The sequence below is a fragment of the Kocuria flava genome, from assembly GCF_001482365.1.
Lineage (GTDB): Bacteria > Actinomycetota > Actinomycetes > Actinomycetales > Micrococcaceae > Kocuria > Kocuria flava.
Genome location: NZ_CP013254.1, coordinates 697,471 through 712,096, shown reverse-complemented (window position 1 = coordinate 712,096; position 14,626 = coordinate 697,471). Strand labels below are relative to the sequence as shown.

Annotated in this window: 15 protein-coding genes; 7 read left to right on the top strand and 8 right to left on the bottom strand. The window is 69.2% G+C overall.

What is annotated here, in order from left to right; genetic code table 11:
- The first annotated feature begins 35 nt into the window (after positions 1-35).
- Positions 36-506, top strand: coding sequence for a hypothetical protein (locus AS188_RS03285; RefSeq protein WP_058857641.1), 471 nt, complete (start codon positions 36-38; stop codon positions 504-506).
- A 16-nt stretch (positions 507-522) separates the two neighbouring features.
- On the opposite strand, the gene AS188_RS03280 is transcribed toward AS188_RS03285, so the two are convergent.
- Positions 523-1,614, bottom strand: coding sequence for a DUF808 domain-containing protein (locus AS188_RS03280; protein WP_058857640.1), 1,092 nt, complete (start codon positions 1,612-1,614; stop codon positions 523-525).
- Positions 1,615-1,855: 241 nt separating this feature from the next.
- On the opposite strand from AS188_RS03280, the gene AS188_RS03275 reads away from it, so the two are divergent.
- Both AS188_RS03275 and AS188_RS17745 read left to right on the top strand, forming a co-directional pair.
- Positions 1,856-2,263, top strand: coding sequence for a YciI family protein (locus AS188_RS03275; protein ID WP_058857639.1), 408 nt, complete (start codon positions 1,856-1,858; stop codon positions 2,261-2,263).
- Positions 2,264-2,269: 6 nt separating this feature from the next.
- Positions 2,270-2,848, top strand: a complete 579-nt coding sequence (locus AS188_RS17745) for a DUF6596 domain-containing protein (RefSeq protein ID WP_211268312.1) — start codon at positions 2,270-2,272, stop codon at positions 2,846-2,848.
- Between the two features lie 20 nt (positions 2,849-2,868).
- On the opposite strand, the gene AS188_RS03265 is transcribed toward AS188_RS17745, so the two are convergent.
- The 6 genes from AS188_RS03265 to AS188_RS16800 all read right to left on the bottom strand — a co-directional run bounded on the left by AS188_RS03265 (position 2,869) and on the right by AS188_RS16800 (position 8,580).
- Positions 2,869-3,939, bottom strand: coding sequence for a YihY/virulence factor BrkB family protein (locus AS188_RS03265; RefSeq protein ID WP_058857638.1), 1,071 nt, complete (start codon positions 3,937-3,939; stop codon positions 2,869-2,871).
- A gap of 391 nt (positions 3,940-4,330) precedes the next feature.
- Positions 4,331-5,779: a Fis family transcriptional regulator gene (locus AS188_RS03260; RefSeq protein ID WP_236945040.1), complete on the bottom strand. Its 1,449-nt coding sequence runs from the start codon at positions 5,777-5,779 to the stop codon at positions 4,331-4,333.
- A gap of 26 nt (positions 5,780-5,805) precedes the next feature.
- On the bottom strand, positions 5,806-6,165 hold the full coding sequence (locus AS188_RS03255) for a helix-turn-helix domain-containing protein (RefSeq protein ID WP_058857636.1): 360 nt from the start codon (positions 6,163-6,165) through the stop codon (positions 5,806-5,808).
- Positions 6,158-7,210 carry a tyrosine-type recombinase/integrase gene (locus AS188_RS03250; protein ID WP_236945039.1) on the bottom strand — a complete coding sequence of 351 codons (1,053 nt, stop codon included), beginning with the start codon at positions 7,208-7,210 and terminating at the stop codon, positions 6,158-6,160. Before AS188_RS03250 ends, AS188_RS03255 begins: the two co-directional genes overlap by 8 nt.
- A 410-nt stretch (positions 7,211-7,620) precedes the next feature.
- A complete protein-coding gene (sufU, locus tag AS188_RS03245) occupies positions 7,621-8,052 on the bottom strand; it encodes a Fe-S cluster assembly sulfur transfer protein SufU (protein ID WP_058857634.1) in 432 nt (143 codons plus the stop codon).
- 153 nt (positions 8,053-8,205) lie between these two features.
- Positions 8,206-8,580 (bottom strand): hypothetical protein, encoded by a 375-nt coding sequence (locus AS188_RS16800; RefSeq protein ID WP_147050666.1) that lies wholly within the window; start codon positions 8,578-8,580, stop codon positions 8,206-8,208.
- Between the two features lie 305 nt (positions 8,581-8,885).
- Between AS188_RS16800 and AS188_RS03240 the strand changes: the two genes are divergently transcribed.
- From AS188_RS03240 to AS188_RS03225, 4 genes are all read left to right on the top strand, one after another.
- Complete coding sequence (locus AS188_RS03240) at positions 8,886-11,621, top strand: multicopper oxidase domain-containing protein (protein ID WP_083529217.1); 2,736 nt, start codon at positions 8,886-8,888, stop codon at positions 11,619-11,621.
- Between the two features lie 179 nt (positions 11,622-11,800).
- Entirely contained in the window at positions 11,801-12,133 is a 333-nt protein-coding gene (locus AS188_RS03235; RefSeq protein WP_058859699.1) for a cupin domain-containing protein, read from the top strand.
- 178 nt (positions 12,134-12,311) lie between these two features.
- Positions 12,312-13,514 carry a globin domain-containing protein gene (locus AS188_RS03230; protein ID WP_058857632.1) on the top strand — a complete coding sequence of 401 codons (1,203 nt, stop codon included), beginning with the start codon at positions 12,312-12,314 and terminating at the stop codon, positions 13,512-13,514.
- Positions 13,515-13,539: 25 nt separating this feature from the next.
- Positions 13,540-14,007, top strand: a complete 468-nt coding sequence (locus AS188_RS03225; RefSeq protein ID WP_058857631.1) for a pyridoxamine 5'-phosphate oxidase family protein — start codon at positions 13,540-13,542, stop codon at positions 14,005-14,007.
- 315 nt (positions 14,008-14,322) lie between these two features.
- Here AS188_RS03225 and AS188_RS03220 read toward each other — a convergent pair whose 3' ends face one another.
- Complete coding sequence (locus tag AS188_RS03220; protein WP_058857630.1) at positions 14,323-14,613, bottom strand: DUF6457 domain-containing protein; 291 nt, start codon at positions 14,611-14,613, stop codon at positions 14,323-14,325.
- Positions 14,614-14,626: the final 13 nt, after the last annotated feature.

Below are 14,626 nucleotides of genomic sequence, written 5' to 3'. Positions count from 1 at the left end.
GGCGGGCCGACCGCCGCGCGAGGACGGGAGGAGCCATGTTCAGGCCGGAGGCCCCGGGCGAGCACATCGAGCGGCACGTCGAGGCGGTGATCGAGGAGCTCGTCGCGGAGCTCGACCACTGGTCCCGCACCGACCCGGTGCCCGAGGGTGCCGACGACCGGGCCTACGTCCAGGCGTTCTCCGACGCCCGCGAGAACAGCGACCGCGACCAGGTGACGCTGCTGCACGCCGCGGTGGCGCGACCCCACCTGGCCGAGGCCCTGATCCAGCGCAACCGCCGGATGGACCGGGAGGACCTGGACCCGGGGCACCCCGCCGGGGTGATCGGCGTGATCGTCCGCCTGGCCATGGACGGCCTGTGGGTGAGCGACATCCTGGACGCCACCCGGTTCGACGAGGCCCAGCGCCGGCGGATCATCGGGATCCTCACCGGACTGACCCACCTCACCGACGAGAGGCTGGAAGGGCTGCTCGCCGAGGTGGTGCCCGGCGAACAACCCGACTGAGCCGCGGCGGCGGGGCTCAGCGTACCGCGGACGAGCCGCCCTCGGCGGGCGGGGCGCCGTCGGAGGGGCGCGGCTGCTTCGCGGAGTGCCGGCCGTGGTGCTCCGGGCCGTGCGCGCCGCGGGCCGTGCCGTGGCCGGCGTGCGCCTCGCCCTCGGCGTGCCCGGCCTCGTGCTCGCCCTTGCCGAAGGGCAGCAGCTCCCAGACCAGCACGAGGACCGCGCCCCACACCAGGCCGAGCACGGCCGAGAAGAAGGTGTTGGTCAGCCAGGCCAGCGCTGCGCCGAGCCCGCCGGGCACGGCGTCGTGGACGAGCACCTCCACGTGGTGGACCAGGCCGTAGGGGCCGTGCCAGCCCAGCTCGTCGAGGCCCACGAGCACGATGTGGCCGCCGACCCACAGCATGGCCGCCGTGCCCACGACCGAGATCACGGCCAGCAGCTTCGGCATCCCGTCGACCAGCCCGCGCCCGATCCGCTGGGCCGTCGTGGAGGAGCGCTCGGCCAGGTGCAGCCCGAAGTCGTCCATGCGGATGATCAGCGCCACGACCCCGTAGACCAGGGCCGTGATGCCGATGGCCACCACGACCAGGATCGCCGCCCGGGACAGCAGCGTCTCGCCGGCCACCTCGTTGAGGGAGATGACCATGATCTCGGCCGAGAGGATCAGGTCGGTGCGCACCGCGCCCCCGACCATCCGGTCCTCGGCGGCCTTGCCCTTCTCCACGACGGGGGTCTTCGTCTTCGGCCCGTGCCCGGAGAGCTTGGACCAGATCTTCTCCGCGCCCTCGAAGCACAGGTAGCTGCCCCCGAGCATGAGGATCGGGGTCAGCAGCCACGGGGCGAGCTCGCTGAGCAGCAGGATGGCGGGGAGGATGAAGACGAGCTTGTTGCGCAGCGAGCCCTTGGTGATCCGCCAGATGATGGGCAGCTCCCGCGCCGGGGTGATGCCCTGGACGTACTGGGGCGTCACGGCGGTGTCGTCGACGACCACGCCGGCCGCCTTCATGCTCGCCCGCCCGGCGGCCGCGCCGATGTCGTCGACGGACGCGGCGGTGACGCGCGCGAGCGCGGCAACGTCGTCGAGCAGGGCCATCAGGCCGCCGCTCATCGGAGGACCTCCGGGACGGGCGTGGCGGCGGTGGACGCCGCGGGGTCGATCAGCATGCTCACAGAGTAGACGCCCCGGGGCGGGCCGTCAGGCCTCCGGCACGGCGCCGGGCCGGTGGCGCGCCGCCGAGCGGGAACATTCCTCAGGAGGAATGTTCCCGGGGATGTCGAGACGTCCCGTCCTGTTCCGTCCCAGGGGTGCACGCGGCCACAATGGGCCGCACCCCGCCGAGGAGGACACCATGACCAAGTACCTGCTGCTCAAGCACTACCGGGGCGCGCCCGCGCCGGTCAACGACGTGCCGATGGACCGGTGGACGCCGGAGGAGGTCTCGGCCCACGTCCGGTACATGGAGGACTTCGCCGCCCGCCTGCGGGAGACCGGGGAGTTCGTCGACGCCCAGGCGCTGGCCCCGGAGGGCACGTTCGTGCGCTCCGACGGCGAGGGCCGCCCCCCGGTCACCGACGGCCCGTTCGCCGAGACCAAGGACCTGATCGCCGGGTGGATGGCGATCGACGTCGACTCCTGGGACCGGGCCCTCGAGCTGGCCGGGGAGCTCTCGGCCGCGCCGGGGGCGGGCGGGGAGCCGATCCACGAGTGGCTCGAGGTGCGTCCGTTCCTCACTGCTCCCCCGACCGTCACGGAGTGAGCCCCGGTGGACGAGGTCCTGCTGCGCAGCGTCGTCCCCACCGCCATCGGCGTCCTCGTCCGCCGCGGAGCACCCTTCGCGGCGGCCGAGGACGCCGTGCAGGAGGCGCTCGTGCCGTTGGCCGAGCAGGACCGGAGCCTGTGGGACACCCGGATGATCGCGGAGGGCGTCGCCGTGCTCCAGGCGGCGCTGGCCCGCGACCGGCTGGGCGAGTACCAGGCGCAGGCCGCCGTCGCGGCGCTGCACGCCGACGCCCGGAGCCCCGAGGAGACCGACTGGGCCCAGATCGTGGAGTGGTACGACGAGCTGGTGCGCCTCACCGGCAGCCCGGTGGCCCGCCTCAACCGGGCCGTCGCGCTCGGGGAGGCCGCCGGCGCGCAGGCCCGGCTGGCCGCCCTCGCCCAGCTCGACCCCGCCCTGCCCCGCTGGACCGCGGTCGCCGCGCACCTGCACGAGCGGGCCGGCGAGACCGCCACCGCCGCCCTGACGGCCGGCGTGCTGTCGACGGCCGTCCTGCAACCGTCCCCGGCGGTGCGGGTGGGGCTCGGCGGACCCTGCCCCGAACCCCATCACACCCTGGGCTGAAGCGACGAAAGCTCCTCGGTTCACCGGGGCGCCTCGGCAGGTGCGGTCTCCGCATGGGCATGGTTCTCGCGGAGTCGGCGCCCCTCATCGACCAGGTCCTGCTCCTTGTCCTGCAGCCTCCGAGAGGCACGGACATCGCGCGGGGGCAGCCGCAAGGTGCCCTCGGCGGTGATGCCGGCCTGCAGTTCTCGTGCGCGCTCGATCTCGGCGTTGAACTCCGCCCCGGCCAGCAGCACGATGTTCATGATCCACAGCCACAGCAGCAGAACCAGCACCCCGCCGATGGCGCCGTAGGTGGCGTTGTAGTTGCTGAAGTGGGACACGTAGACATTGAAGCCGGCCGTGGCGGCGATCATGACCACGATGGCGAGCAACGATCCCGGGCTGAGCCACCGGAACTTCGGCTGATGGATGTTCGGGGTGGCGTAGTAGAGCACCGCGATCATGAACGTCAGCAGGCCCAGCAGCACTGGGACCCGGAGCGTGTTCCACAGCTGCAGGGCGGACTCGCTCAGCCCCACCACTGCCCCGAGACGTGCGGCGATCGGCCCCGACAGCAACAGCATCAGCATCATGGCGACCACCAGGATCACCAAGGACACGGTGACCCCGATCATCATGGGGTAGAGCTTCCAGATCGGGCGCCCTTCCTCGACCTCATAGATGCGGTTCATCGCCCGGGCGAAAGCACGGACATAGCCCGAGGCCGTCCACAGCGCGCCGACCAGACTGGCGGCCAGGGCCAAACCCGCGGAGGAGAAGTCGGCGAGCTCGTGGATCGGTCCCTCCAGCACCGCCACAGCACCGTCCGGGGCGCCGAACTCGTCCAGCAGGCGCAGGATGGTCGCGGTGGTCGCCTCAGCCTGACCGACCACACCGAGCAGGGACACCACCGTGAGCATCCCCGGGAAGACTGACAGGACCGCGAAAAAGGTCATCACCGCCGCGGAATCGGTGCACTGGTCGCGGCCGAACTCGTGAAACGACCGGCGCAGGAGATAACTCCAGGAAGACTTGGTGATCTCGGAGGGGGAGGACGGCTTGTCGCGGCTGTCCGGGTCACGCCCCGCGGTGCCGGCTCTGGTTGCCATGGGACTCCTCCACCGGTCGGTCGAAGGCGACCATACCGGAGGAGATCAGGGTCCGGGCGCATCAGCTCAACCACCGGCCTCAGGAAGTCCTCAACGGCCGGTCACCGGCGGAGCTTCTTGCCGCCTTGCTCCCCGTCCTGGGCCACCCACTGTTGCGGCCGTGGGGAGGAAGCACCCCGTCGCATCTGCTCGAATGCACCCGGCGTCGACATGAGCTGTGCACGCCACGGAAACCCCGGCGGACAAGGGCAGGCCGGCCCGGCGCCCAAGGTGGCAGGCTGCCCTGCGCCCAAGGGTGCTAACTCCTCTCAACTGTCACTGCAGTAGTCCCTCCCCGCGGACGACCGGTAGCGAGACGTGTTGAAGGAGGACGAGTAGGCCTGTGGTGGGATCAGGGAGTTGGCTCGCCTTTCTGGGTGGCGCGGATGGCCGCGACGTACTGGGCGTAGCCGGCCGAGGACGCGGTGGCGTGGTGGGCGATGGTGGCGGGGGCATAGCCGAGGGTGTCGGCGATGATCGCTACGGGAGCGTGCTTGGTGAGCTCGTGCAGGGTGCCCAGCCGGGCCGCCCGGGCGCTGAAGTGCGTGCTCAGCCGGTGCCTGAGGTGCCCGGCGCTCAGGTGCTGGCCGGGGAGACTGCTTCGGAACACCCACGGGCTGTTCGGGTGTGCTGCGGTGGCGTCGTGGCCCGGTGCGGCTGCCAGGGCGCGCCAGGGTTCATCGAGCGGGGCGGGCAGGGCGATCGGGTCGGCGCCGAGGACGAGGGTGACCAGCTCGTCGGTGACCGTGACGTCCTGCCAGGTCAGCTTCACGACGTCTTTGATCTGCTGGCCGAAGACGAGCACAAGGATCGCCGCAGCACGGTCGCGGGCCGGGAGGTCGCCGCTGACGGTGACGCGGTGGAGGGCCCGGTGCTGGTCGGTGAGGTTGAGCCTGGGGCTGGTGCCGCGGCGGTGCGGCGTCATGGTCAGGGTGGGGTCGACGAGCTGGGAGGTGATGGCCCAGTTCAGGAATCCATGGGCGGTCTGGCGGGTGGTGGGCCCTTCGGTCTGCCACTGGTCCAGATGGGCTTGTTGCAGGCCGGGCATCTGGATTCCGTGGGTGGTGAGCCAGTTGAGGAAGTCGATGGCCACCGTGGTGGACTGCTTGGCGGACAGGAACGTGCCGTAGGGCACGGGGGTCATGGCCTGCAGGCGGCGTTGGTGGTGCCAGCGGATGAACCGTCGGAGGACCTTGCGGTGGTCGCCGGTGGTGACCCGGGCCAGTGCGGCGGTGGCCCAGTCGTCGTAGCGGACGACCAGTTCGTCCCGGATGGGCAGGGCGCCGTGGGCGAGGAGCAGGGCCCGGACGTACTCGCGGGTACGAGAAGCCGGCAGCTCGTCGAGGGCCTCGTGGGTGATGGCCGGGGCGGTTGCGAGGCCGGTGAGAAACGCTGTGACGTGAGGCTGATGGAGCCAGGTCAGCCCGCTGTTGGGCCGGGTCATCGTCTTCAGCGCGGTGGCCACCGGGAGAAGGGCCGGGCGAATCCGGTCGGTGCGCGGGTCGGCGAGTAGCCGGTCGACGGTGGCGGCCAGTACGCAGGCCCAGCACTGGCCGTTGGAGTGCAGCTCGGCCTCGGCCCTACAGGTGCGGCAGTCGAGGTTCACGGCGATCCCGCTGCAGTCGCGACAGGTGGGGCGCCCGTCGAGGCGCCCGGGCAGCACGCCCGTGTGGCCGCAGGCGCAGGTGCCGGTGGTGCGTTTGGCCGCCTGATAGCAGTACCGGCAGACGGGCCCGTCGGGCCAGGTGGCGACGATCTCATGGTGACCCTGACACCGGGCGCACGGGATGGGCCAGGTCACCGGATCACTGGGCGGGCGGGGCCTGCTCACGAGGACTCGCCGGTCTCCTCGGGCACCAGATGGATCCGGCGGGCGATCGGCTGGCCCGGGGTGATGCCGATGTCTTCGGGTCGGGCCGGGGCGTTGGCGGTGGCGGCGGCGCGCAGCTCGAGGTAGGGCTCGAAGAGGTCGTTGGGGGCACAGTCCAGGATGTCGCACAACGCGGCGAAGGTGCGCGCCGGGATTCGTTCCGGGGTGGCCGTGACCAGCCGGTGCACCTGGGCGTTGGAGAGATTGATCCCGCGGGAGCGCAGCAGCGGGATGAGCTCGGTGGTCTTCCACAGGTTGCGTTCGGCCATGACCTTCCGCAGATTCCAGCGGTAGCCGATGCGTCGCTGTTCAGGCATCAGGGACCTCCTGGTGGGTGGTGGCCAGCCGGGTGGCGATCATCTTCTGGACGGTCTTGTGCTTGAAGTCGGCCGAGACCGAGGTGTAGAGCGCAGTGGTGGAGGAGTAGCTGTGCCCGACCTGCTGCTGGATAAACAACGGGTCGTAGCCGGCCTCGATCAGATGGGTGACGTAGGAGTGGCGCAGCGCGTGCAGCGACAGCTTCTCGGGCAGGCCCGCCAGCTGGCGGATCTGCTGGAAGGACCGGTCGAAGGTCCGCACGACCGCGGCCCCGGACCGTTCCGAGGGCCACATCAGGTTTGAGCGGTCCGCGGTGGCGAACCGTTGCCGGCCCGCCGGGGAAAGCCAGAACTGAAGCAGGTCGACCACCCAGTCGAACTCCGGCACGGTCAGCACGGTGCGCCGACGCGGGCCCGACCCGGCCACCCCTTTCGCCCAGCGCACCTGCACAGCGCCGAAGCCCTGGTAGGCGGGTACGTGTGGGTTGGGGCCGAAATCGACATGCTCCAGCATCGCCAGCTCACGGCGGCGCAGCCCGTAGGCGTAGGCGACCTTGAACGCGATCGAGTCCCGCAGCGCGGGCAGCCACCGCTTGGATCCCTTGGCGAACTCGGCGTCGACCACATCGACGACGGTGTCGAAGAAGCGCTGCAACTCCTCCTTGGTCAGAGACCGCCGTGCCGGGGGCACCGCGTCATCGGTGCGGTGCCGGGGAGCGTTCCACTCGAAGACCACCTGGGTCGGCACGTCCCCGAACACCTGCTCGCACAGGCCCGCCCAGCCGTACCGGGGGTCGGTGAGATAGGCGCAGAACATCCGGATCGCCCCGGCATTGGCCCGCAGCGTCGCCAGAGTCACCGGCCGTTCCCGGCTACGTCGATCGGCCAGGAACTCGTCCAGGTGATGGGCCGACCACCGCCACGGGTACTCGTTGGAGTGCTCCTGGAACCGGACCACCAGCCGGCAGGAGGAGAGGATGAATGTCGCCGTCAGTCCACGGGCCAGTTGCTGGGCCCGCCACCCATCCAGCATCGCCTCGAACACCCGATCCTCGGCCCGCAGCAATCCCACACTGTGATCGACCAAGAATCCCGGCACGTGCCCCGGAAGCCGCTCCATGCCCACACCGTACGCGCGAATCTCTCATTAAACGAGAGATCTGCGGGCTGACCTGCACGGACGAACCACATCGCGCGAGCTCGGCGACCCAGCCGATCCGCCGTGCACCCTGCCGCTGCCTGGGCAGACGCCCGTAGGCACGGTGGGACGAGTTCTCTCACCTGTTTCCACTCGTCCTGCTTGCTCCGTCCGCTAACCGGCCATACGTAAAGCGAGTAATCCGCGCCTGAACGCCCAAACGGTGAGGTCCTGAGCAACCACGGAGAGGCATGGTTGTTCAGGCCGTCGCGGGGCGACAAGTGCAAGCAGGGTCAGACGGTGGTTCCGGCCCGGACCTAGACCGCCCGCCCGAGGGCTTCCTCGGCGGCGACCCAGCCGAGCATGGCGCACTTGACCCGGGCCGCGAAGCGGGAGACCCCGGCGAAGGCCGCGGCGTCGCCGAGCAGTTCCTCGTCCGGCTCCACGGTGCCCCGCGACCGCAGCAGCTCCCGGAACGCCCCGATCAGCCCGAGCAGCTCGGCCCGGGTCAGGCCCGGTGCCGTCTCGGCCAGCACGGAGGCCGCGGCCATGGAGATCGAGCAACCCTGCCCCTTCCAGGAGATCCGCTCGACCAGTGGCTCGGCACCCCCGGAGGCCAGGGCGAGCTCCACCCGGACAGAAATCTCGTCGCCGCACGTGGGGTTGTACTGGTGAGACTCCCCGCACGCATTCTCGGCGGTCGGATCGGCCAGGTCCTCCCCGGACCGCCGCTTGGCGTGGTCGAGGATGACCTCCTTCTCTCACCTGTTTCCACTCGTCCTGCTTAGTGTCCGGTAACCGGCCATATGTAAAGCAGTGGATACGCCCCGGCCGCCTCACCCGGCCCCAGACTCCCTGCAGGTGGGCTCGGTTTCGGTATGGGGTGATGCTGCCCGGGGGCGTCAACGGCGCCGCAGGAGGCGCAACAGAGCAGTCACTGCTCGCTCATACGGATGCGCCCAGCCGCGGCTCTGTGTCGGCATGGAGTATGGGCGCCGTCGGCGGGGCACTACGGCGATATCCGACCAGGCGTCGAACATCGCGCTGCCCTCTGTGACCGCTAGCCGGTTCTGAGGGCCGGGACGTTCGGCAGGACCTCGGACCGCTCCGGTGCGTTTGTCGTAGGTGTAGCCGTCGTCGAGGGTGATGTGTTTATCGTTCTGCGCCACCATGGAGTACCACATCACGTGTACATCGGAGGCAGCCCCAGGGTGGATGATGGCGCGAGCTCCCGGGTGCGTGGCCCCACCGTGGTTGAAGTCGAACAGGTCAGCCATGAGGTCTTCCGATGAACTGGACCATGGGGTCGTCTGTGAGGCGGCAGCGACAGGGCGACCAGGGGCCTGTGTGGCCCGCATCTCCCTCACGAGGTTGGTGGCTGATTGTACGGACCGGCCACCGGTGACGACATGGTGATGACGTGTGGTCATCGCGTGCATGTGAGGGGTTGCCTCCGGCGAACGTTGTCGCGCGCCGATTCCCAGGTCGATTGCGCCCCTCCCCCAGAACCATGGCTTCCCTGTGTTAGGAGCGGCCGATGGCTACCCCTATACTTGCATTTGAAATGCGATATTAGGAATGGATGAGTCTCGTGATCAGCGCCCCACGGCCCCACGGCCGCGCTTCGTGGCATCGCCGGAGTGCCGCACCGATCCGCATCTGGATGGGCGTGCTGCTGGTCGTCATTCTGGTCCATCGCTGGGTTCCTGACTTCCGCTGGGTGATGGTGCACCTGGTGACCCTGGGCTTGATCACCAATTCGATCATGGTGTGGTCCCAGCACTTCACCGAGTCGTTGCTGAAGAACCGGCTGCCTGATGGCGCCAGGAGACGGCAACTGGCCCGCATCCGCATGCTCAACGTCGGGATCGTGCTGCTGATCGCCGGATTGCTGAGCACCTGGTACTGGCTGACCGTGCTGGCGGCGGTCCTGATCGGGGCGGCGCTGACCTGGCACGGGACTGCGTTGCTGGGGCAGCTGCGCACGGCGCTGCCGTCGCGGTTCGCTGTGACCGTGAAGTATTACGTGGTGGCGGCCTTCCTGCTGCCCGTCGGGGCCGTGCTGGGGGTCGTGCTGGCCGCTGGGCTGTCCGCGCCGTGGCATGCCCGGGTTCTCGTGGCCCACGAGGCGGCCAATGTGCTGGGTTTCGTGGGGCTGACGGTCGCGGGCACGTTGCTGACGCTGTGGCCCACGATTCTGCGCACCCGCATGTTCGGTTTTTCCTCCCGGATCACCGCAGTCGCCCTGCCGGGGATGACCGGCGGGGTCGTGACCACGGTCGTGGGGTCCCTGCTCGGGATGCAGTGGATGACGGTCGCCGGTTTGGCCGCCTACATCTGCGGGTTGGCGGCCGTGGTGGTGGCCATGGCCGGCACCGCTTTCCGACGGCGGCCGGCCGACTATGCCGGTTTCTCCGTGGCTGCCGGGGTGATGTGGTGGTTGGCTACGACGGCGGCGTTCGCCTGGCTGGTGGGCGTGCGCGGGTTCGAGACCGCGGCGCTGCGGCAGCTAACCGTACCGTTCGTGGCCGGTTTTCTGGTCCAAACTCTGCTGGGAGCCATGACTTATCTACTGCCTGTCACCATGGGCGGCGGTCCAGCGACCGTGCGGGCAGCCAATCAGGTGATCAATCGGGCGGCCATGTTCCGTGTGGTGGTCATCAATCTGTGTGTGCTGCTTTTCAGTCTGCCTCCCGGTCTGCTGCCGTCCTGGGTGCGGGCTGTGGTTTCGGTGCTGGGGGCCGCGGCGTTCTTCGCCTTCGTTCCTCTGATGATCTGCGCGGTCAAGGTCTCGGTGGCCGGGCGTAAGGCCGCTGCGGCACAGCAGGCTCGGACGGGCACACCAGTACCGGGTCCGGTTCCGCCGACCGCGGCAGTCCTGCCCTCCAGGCATGCCCGCGGGGCGGTGGTCGGGGTCCTCACCGTGGCCACCGCGGTGGTGGTGGGCATCGCCCTGAATCCGGCAGCGGTCGGCTTCGACCTTCGCGCTCAGGGCGCCGGCACGGTGCAACCCACCGGGAGGACCACGACCGTGCAGGTCAGCGCCGAGGAGGGCATGCGGTTCGAGCCGGCCTCGGTGGAGGTCCCGGTGGGTGACGAACTGGTGATCGAACTGACGAACAACGACCCGACGAACGTTCACGACCTCGTGTTGGCCTCCGGGGCCAGCAGCGGCAGGGTGGCCCACGGGCAGAGTGTGACCGTGGACGTCGGGGTGATCGGGGAGCCGGTGGAGGGTTGGTGCTCGATCGTCGGGCACAAGACCATGGGGATGAGCTTCGACGTCGTCGCGGTCGGCTCCGACGGTGCTGCCGTGGACATGGCACCGGCTCCGGTCCGGGAGGTGGCCGGACACACCGGCCCCCATACATCCACCGCGGAGTCGGCTGCGGATCCGGCCGCGTCCGTGGACTTCGACGCCGCACCCGGGGATCCGTTCGAGACCCGTTCCCCGGTGCTGGAGCCGATGAACGGCGAACTGGTGAACGGGCGCCGGGTTCACCGGGTGGAACTCGACGTCGAGGAGACACCTCAAGAGATCGCCCCGGGGGTGCAGCTGCAGGGTTGGACCTACAACGGCCGGTACATGGGCCCGACGCTGCACGGGCAGGTGGGCGATGTCTTCGAGATCACCCTGGTCAATGACGGATCGATGGGGCATTCGGTGGACTTCCACGCCGGTGCACTCGCCCCGGACGGACCGATGCGCACCATCGCCCCGGGAGAGTCGTTGGTCTACCGGTTTGAGGCCGTCCGCTCAGGCATCTGGCTCTACCACTGCTCCACCGCGCCCATGAGCACGCATCTGGCGGCCGGGATGTTCGGTGCCGTGGTGATCGACCCGCCCGGTCTGCCGGCGGTGGATCGGGAGTACCTACTGGTGCAGAACGCGACCTACCTGTCCCCGGCCGGGGACACCGCCGATGAAGGGGCGAACGCGGTGGTGGAACCGGGGGGCATCGCGCGCGGCGTGCCGTCGCTGACGATGTTCAACGGGCACGCCACCCAGTACGTCCACGACCCGCTCACCGCGCAGACCGGTGAACGGGTGCGGATCTGGGTGCTGGCCGCCGGGCCGTCGAAGGCGATGAGCTTCCATGTGGTGGGTGGACAGTTCGACACCGTCTACAAGGAAGGCGCCTACCTCCTGCCTCCCGGCGGGACCGGACCGGGCGGGGCCCAGGCCCTGGACCTGGCACCGGCCCAGGGCGGGTTCGTGGAGCTGGAGTTCTCCGAGCCCGGCACCTACCCGTTCGTCAATCATTCCCTGGCCGAGGCCGAGCGCGGGGCCCGAGGGTTGATCCAGGTCTCCCCGTGACGACTCCTCCGCCCACCCGGCGCAACCCGTCAGCACGTGCCGGCCAGCACGGCCGACAGGAGCATGTGGAGCTGCCTGCTGCCCGCGGGACCGAGCACGATGGGGGCCCTACCGGTGGCCGTGGCCCACCGACCTGGTCACAACGAATCCATTCATCGCTTCAGAAAGGAATGACCGTGGTGCAGAAGTCGTCTTTGATCGCCCTGGCCCGCCATCAGCTGCAGATTGCCCAGGAGGCTCCCAGTGGGCGCAGCGCTCACACGGTGTTCGGCGGACATGAGCAGGTGATGCGTCAGACCGTCATCGCGCTGCGGGCCGGCTCCGCGTTGAACGAGCACAACAATCCCGGTGAGGCCACCGTGCACGTCCTCCACGGACGGGTGCGTCTGCTCGCCGGTGAGCTCGAGTGGAGCGGGTCCCCGGGGGATCTGCTCGTCGTTCCGCAGGCCCGTCATGGGCTGGAGGCGGTGGAGGACTCCGTGGTGCTGTTGAGTGTGGCCAAGCGCCGTTGAGCCTTCAGTGCGCGGCCACGGCGTCTGCTGGCGCGCACGATGATCGCCCAGCCTCCCATTGGGCGAAGACGCGGTGACGGGCTGGCGCTCACCCTTGACTTCTTTCGGGAACCGGGTGCCCGCTCGGCGTGGAACCGCAGAGAATGCTGTCCCTGTCGGACCCTGTGAAGGAGCAAAAATGCTGTCAGACACCGCCTACCCCGTCGTGAAGGCCACCCTGCCCGTGGTCGGGGAGAACATCCAGGAGATCGCCAAGCGCTTCTACGCGCACATGTTCGCCGAGCACCCCGAGCTGCTGGACGGGCTGTTCAACCGGGGCAACCAGGCCGACGGGCGTCAGCAGCAGGCCCTGGCCGGGTCCGTGGCCGGCTACGCCGGATACCTGGTGAACAAGCCGACCGAGCTCCCGGACCATCTGCTCTCCCGTATCGCGCACAAGCATGTCTCCCTCGGGCTGGCCCCGGAGCAGTATCAGATCGTCCACAACCACCTGATGTGGGCCATCGTCGATGTCCTCGGCGAGGCCGTCACCGAGGAGGTCGCTGCGGCCTGGGACGAGGTGTACTGGCTGATGGCCAATGCTCTGATCACCCAGGAGCGTGGCCTTTACGAGGCCACCCGCCTGTCCCCGGACACCGTTTGGCGCACCTGGCGGGTGGTCGAGAAGATCACCGAGACCGCCGATGTGGTGACCTTCGTGGTGGAGCGCGTCGATGAGCGTGAGGTCAAACCCTCGTTGCCGGGCCAGTACGTCACGTGCAAGATGGAGATGCCCGACGGTGTGCATCAACCGCGCCAGTACAGCCTCACGAAGGCCGATGATGGGCGGCATCGGGTGTTCGCGGTCAAGCGCATCCGCGGCAATGGCACCCCGGCCGGAGAGATGTCGACGCTGTTGCACGATCAGGTGCAGATCGGCGACGAGATCACCCTCTCAGCACCCTTCGGGGATGTGGTCCTGGAGTACACCGATCGGCCGGTGGTGCTGGTCAGCGCCGGGATCGGCATCACCCCGATGGCCGGGATGCTCTCCCACCTGGTGGCGGGCGGGGCCCAGCGCAAGGTGCTGTTGCTGCACGCTGATGCCTCCCCTGAGTCCTTCGCGTTGCGCGCCCAGGTCACCGCCGACCTTGAGGAGCTGCTGGACGGGTCCCTGGCCGTGTGGTTCGAACACCCCTCCCCCGCCCCGGGTCCGAACGAGCACGCGGGACTGATGGACGTGCGGGCCGTGGAGCTGCCCGCCCAGGCCCAGTACTACCTGTGCGGGCCCTTGCCGTTCATGCAAGCGGTGCGCAGCGACCTCATCGCCCGCGGAGTGCCGGCCAAGGACATTCAGTACGAGGTGTTCGGCCCCGACTTGTGGCTGGCCGATTTCGAGTAGGAACGAAAATCCTAGGGAGGACGTCATGACCGCGGAGTACGGGGATGGAATCGAAACGCTGTCGGCCAGTGCCTGTTGGACGCTGCTGCGTGCCACGGACATCGGCCGTCTGGCGGTTTGGGTGGCAGATCACCCGGAGATCTTTCCGATCAACTACGTGGTGGATCACAGCAGCTTGGTGTTCCGCACCGCAGAAGGCACCAAGCTCTCGGCGGCTCTGTCCGGTGTGCCCGTGGCCCTGGAGATCGACGGGTACGAGGCGTCGGTCAATCGGGCGTGGAGCGTGGTGGTCAAGGGACGGTCCGAGCAGATCCGCGGTATCGAGGAACTGACCGATACGCTGAGCCTGCCGCTGCTGCCGTGGCAGAGTGGACCGAAGGGACGATTCGTGCGCATCCACCCCACTGCCGTGTCGGGACGCCGGTTCCAGGTGGCCGATCCGAAGGCGTGGCGCACCCCCTTGTCGGAGGCACCGCGGTCGCCAGTGGACTGACCCACCGCAGCGTCAACCGTCTGGGTAGATTCTTCAGTCGAGCCCTGTGGTCTCGCCCGTGCGAGGCCACAGGGCTCGACGACGAGCACCGGTGACAATGAGCGATGCGCCAGCGCCGGCAGTGCTGCCGGTGTCAGCAGCCCGGTCTGGCCCTGCCCTGCTCGGTCCTGCTGGCTCCACCCGTCGTCCCCGTGGCGGGGTTCATGCGAGCCGCGGAATAGGAACGGGGCCGCGGTGGTGGTGGACGCGTTCATCCACGGCATCACCGGGCACCTCGACCCCGCAGCTGTGGTTGCGCCAGGAGCCGGGGCAGGATCAGGTGTCTTGTGGATTCGCAGCAGGTGCCGGTACGACCGCGATGACGTCCTGGATGGTGTGGGCGGCGCCGTGATCCGGTGTCTTCCGGGTGCGTAGAGCCGTGAGGTATCCGGCGACATAGGCCGTGACCGGCACAGCGGGGCGGGCCACCCCGGTGGAGACCACCCCGGCCAAGGCCAGCAGGTCTTCCAGAGGCACGTCCATGGCGTCTAGCTCGAAGTCGGTTCTGAGCTGGTCGATCCATGCGCAGAGCAGGCGCCGTTCCTCCAGGGTCATCTTCTTCGCCATGCCGCGTTCCTTT

Coding starts and splice junctions, on each gene's coding strand:
- AS188_RS03220 (WP_058857630.1), bottom strand. CDS start 14,613: ATGGCGAAGAAGATGACCCTGGAGGAACGGCGCCTGCTCTGCGCATGG.
- AS188_RS03275 (WP_058857639.1), top strand. CDS start 1,856: ATGACCAAGTACCTGCTGCTCAAGCACTACCGGGGCGCGCCCGCGCCG.
- AS188_RS03280 (WP_058857640.1), bottom strand. CDS start 1,614: ATGAGCGGCGGCCTGATGGCCCTGCTCGACGACGTTGCCGCGCTCGCG.
- AS188_RS03285 (WP_058857641.1), top strand. CDS start 36: ATGTTCAGGCCGGAGGCCCCGGGCGAGCACATCGAGCGGCACGTCGAG.
- AS188_RS03265 (WP_058857638.1), bottom strand. CDS start 3,939: ATGGCAACCAGAGCCGGCACCGCGGGGCGTGACCCGGACAGCCGCGAC.
- AS188_RS03240 (WP_083529217.1), top strand. CDS start 8,886: ATGAGTCTCGTGATCAGCGCCCCACGGCCCCACGGCCGCGCTTCGTGG.
- AS188_RS03225 (WP_058857631.1), top strand. CDS start 13,540: ATGACCGCGGAGTACGGGGATGGAATCGAAACGCTGTCGGCCAGTGCC.
- AS188_RS03255 (WP_058857636.1), bottom strand. CDS start 6,165: ATGCCTGAACAGCGACGCATCGGCTACCGCTGGAATCTGCGGAAGGTC.
- AS188_RS16800 (WP_147050666.1), bottom strand. CDS start 8,580: ATGGCTGACCTGTTCGACTTCAACCACGGTGGGGCCACGCACCCGGGA.
- AS188_RS03230 (WP_058857632.1), top strand. CDS start 12,312: ATGCTGTCAGACACCGCCTACCCCGTCGTGAAGGCCACCCTGCCCGTG.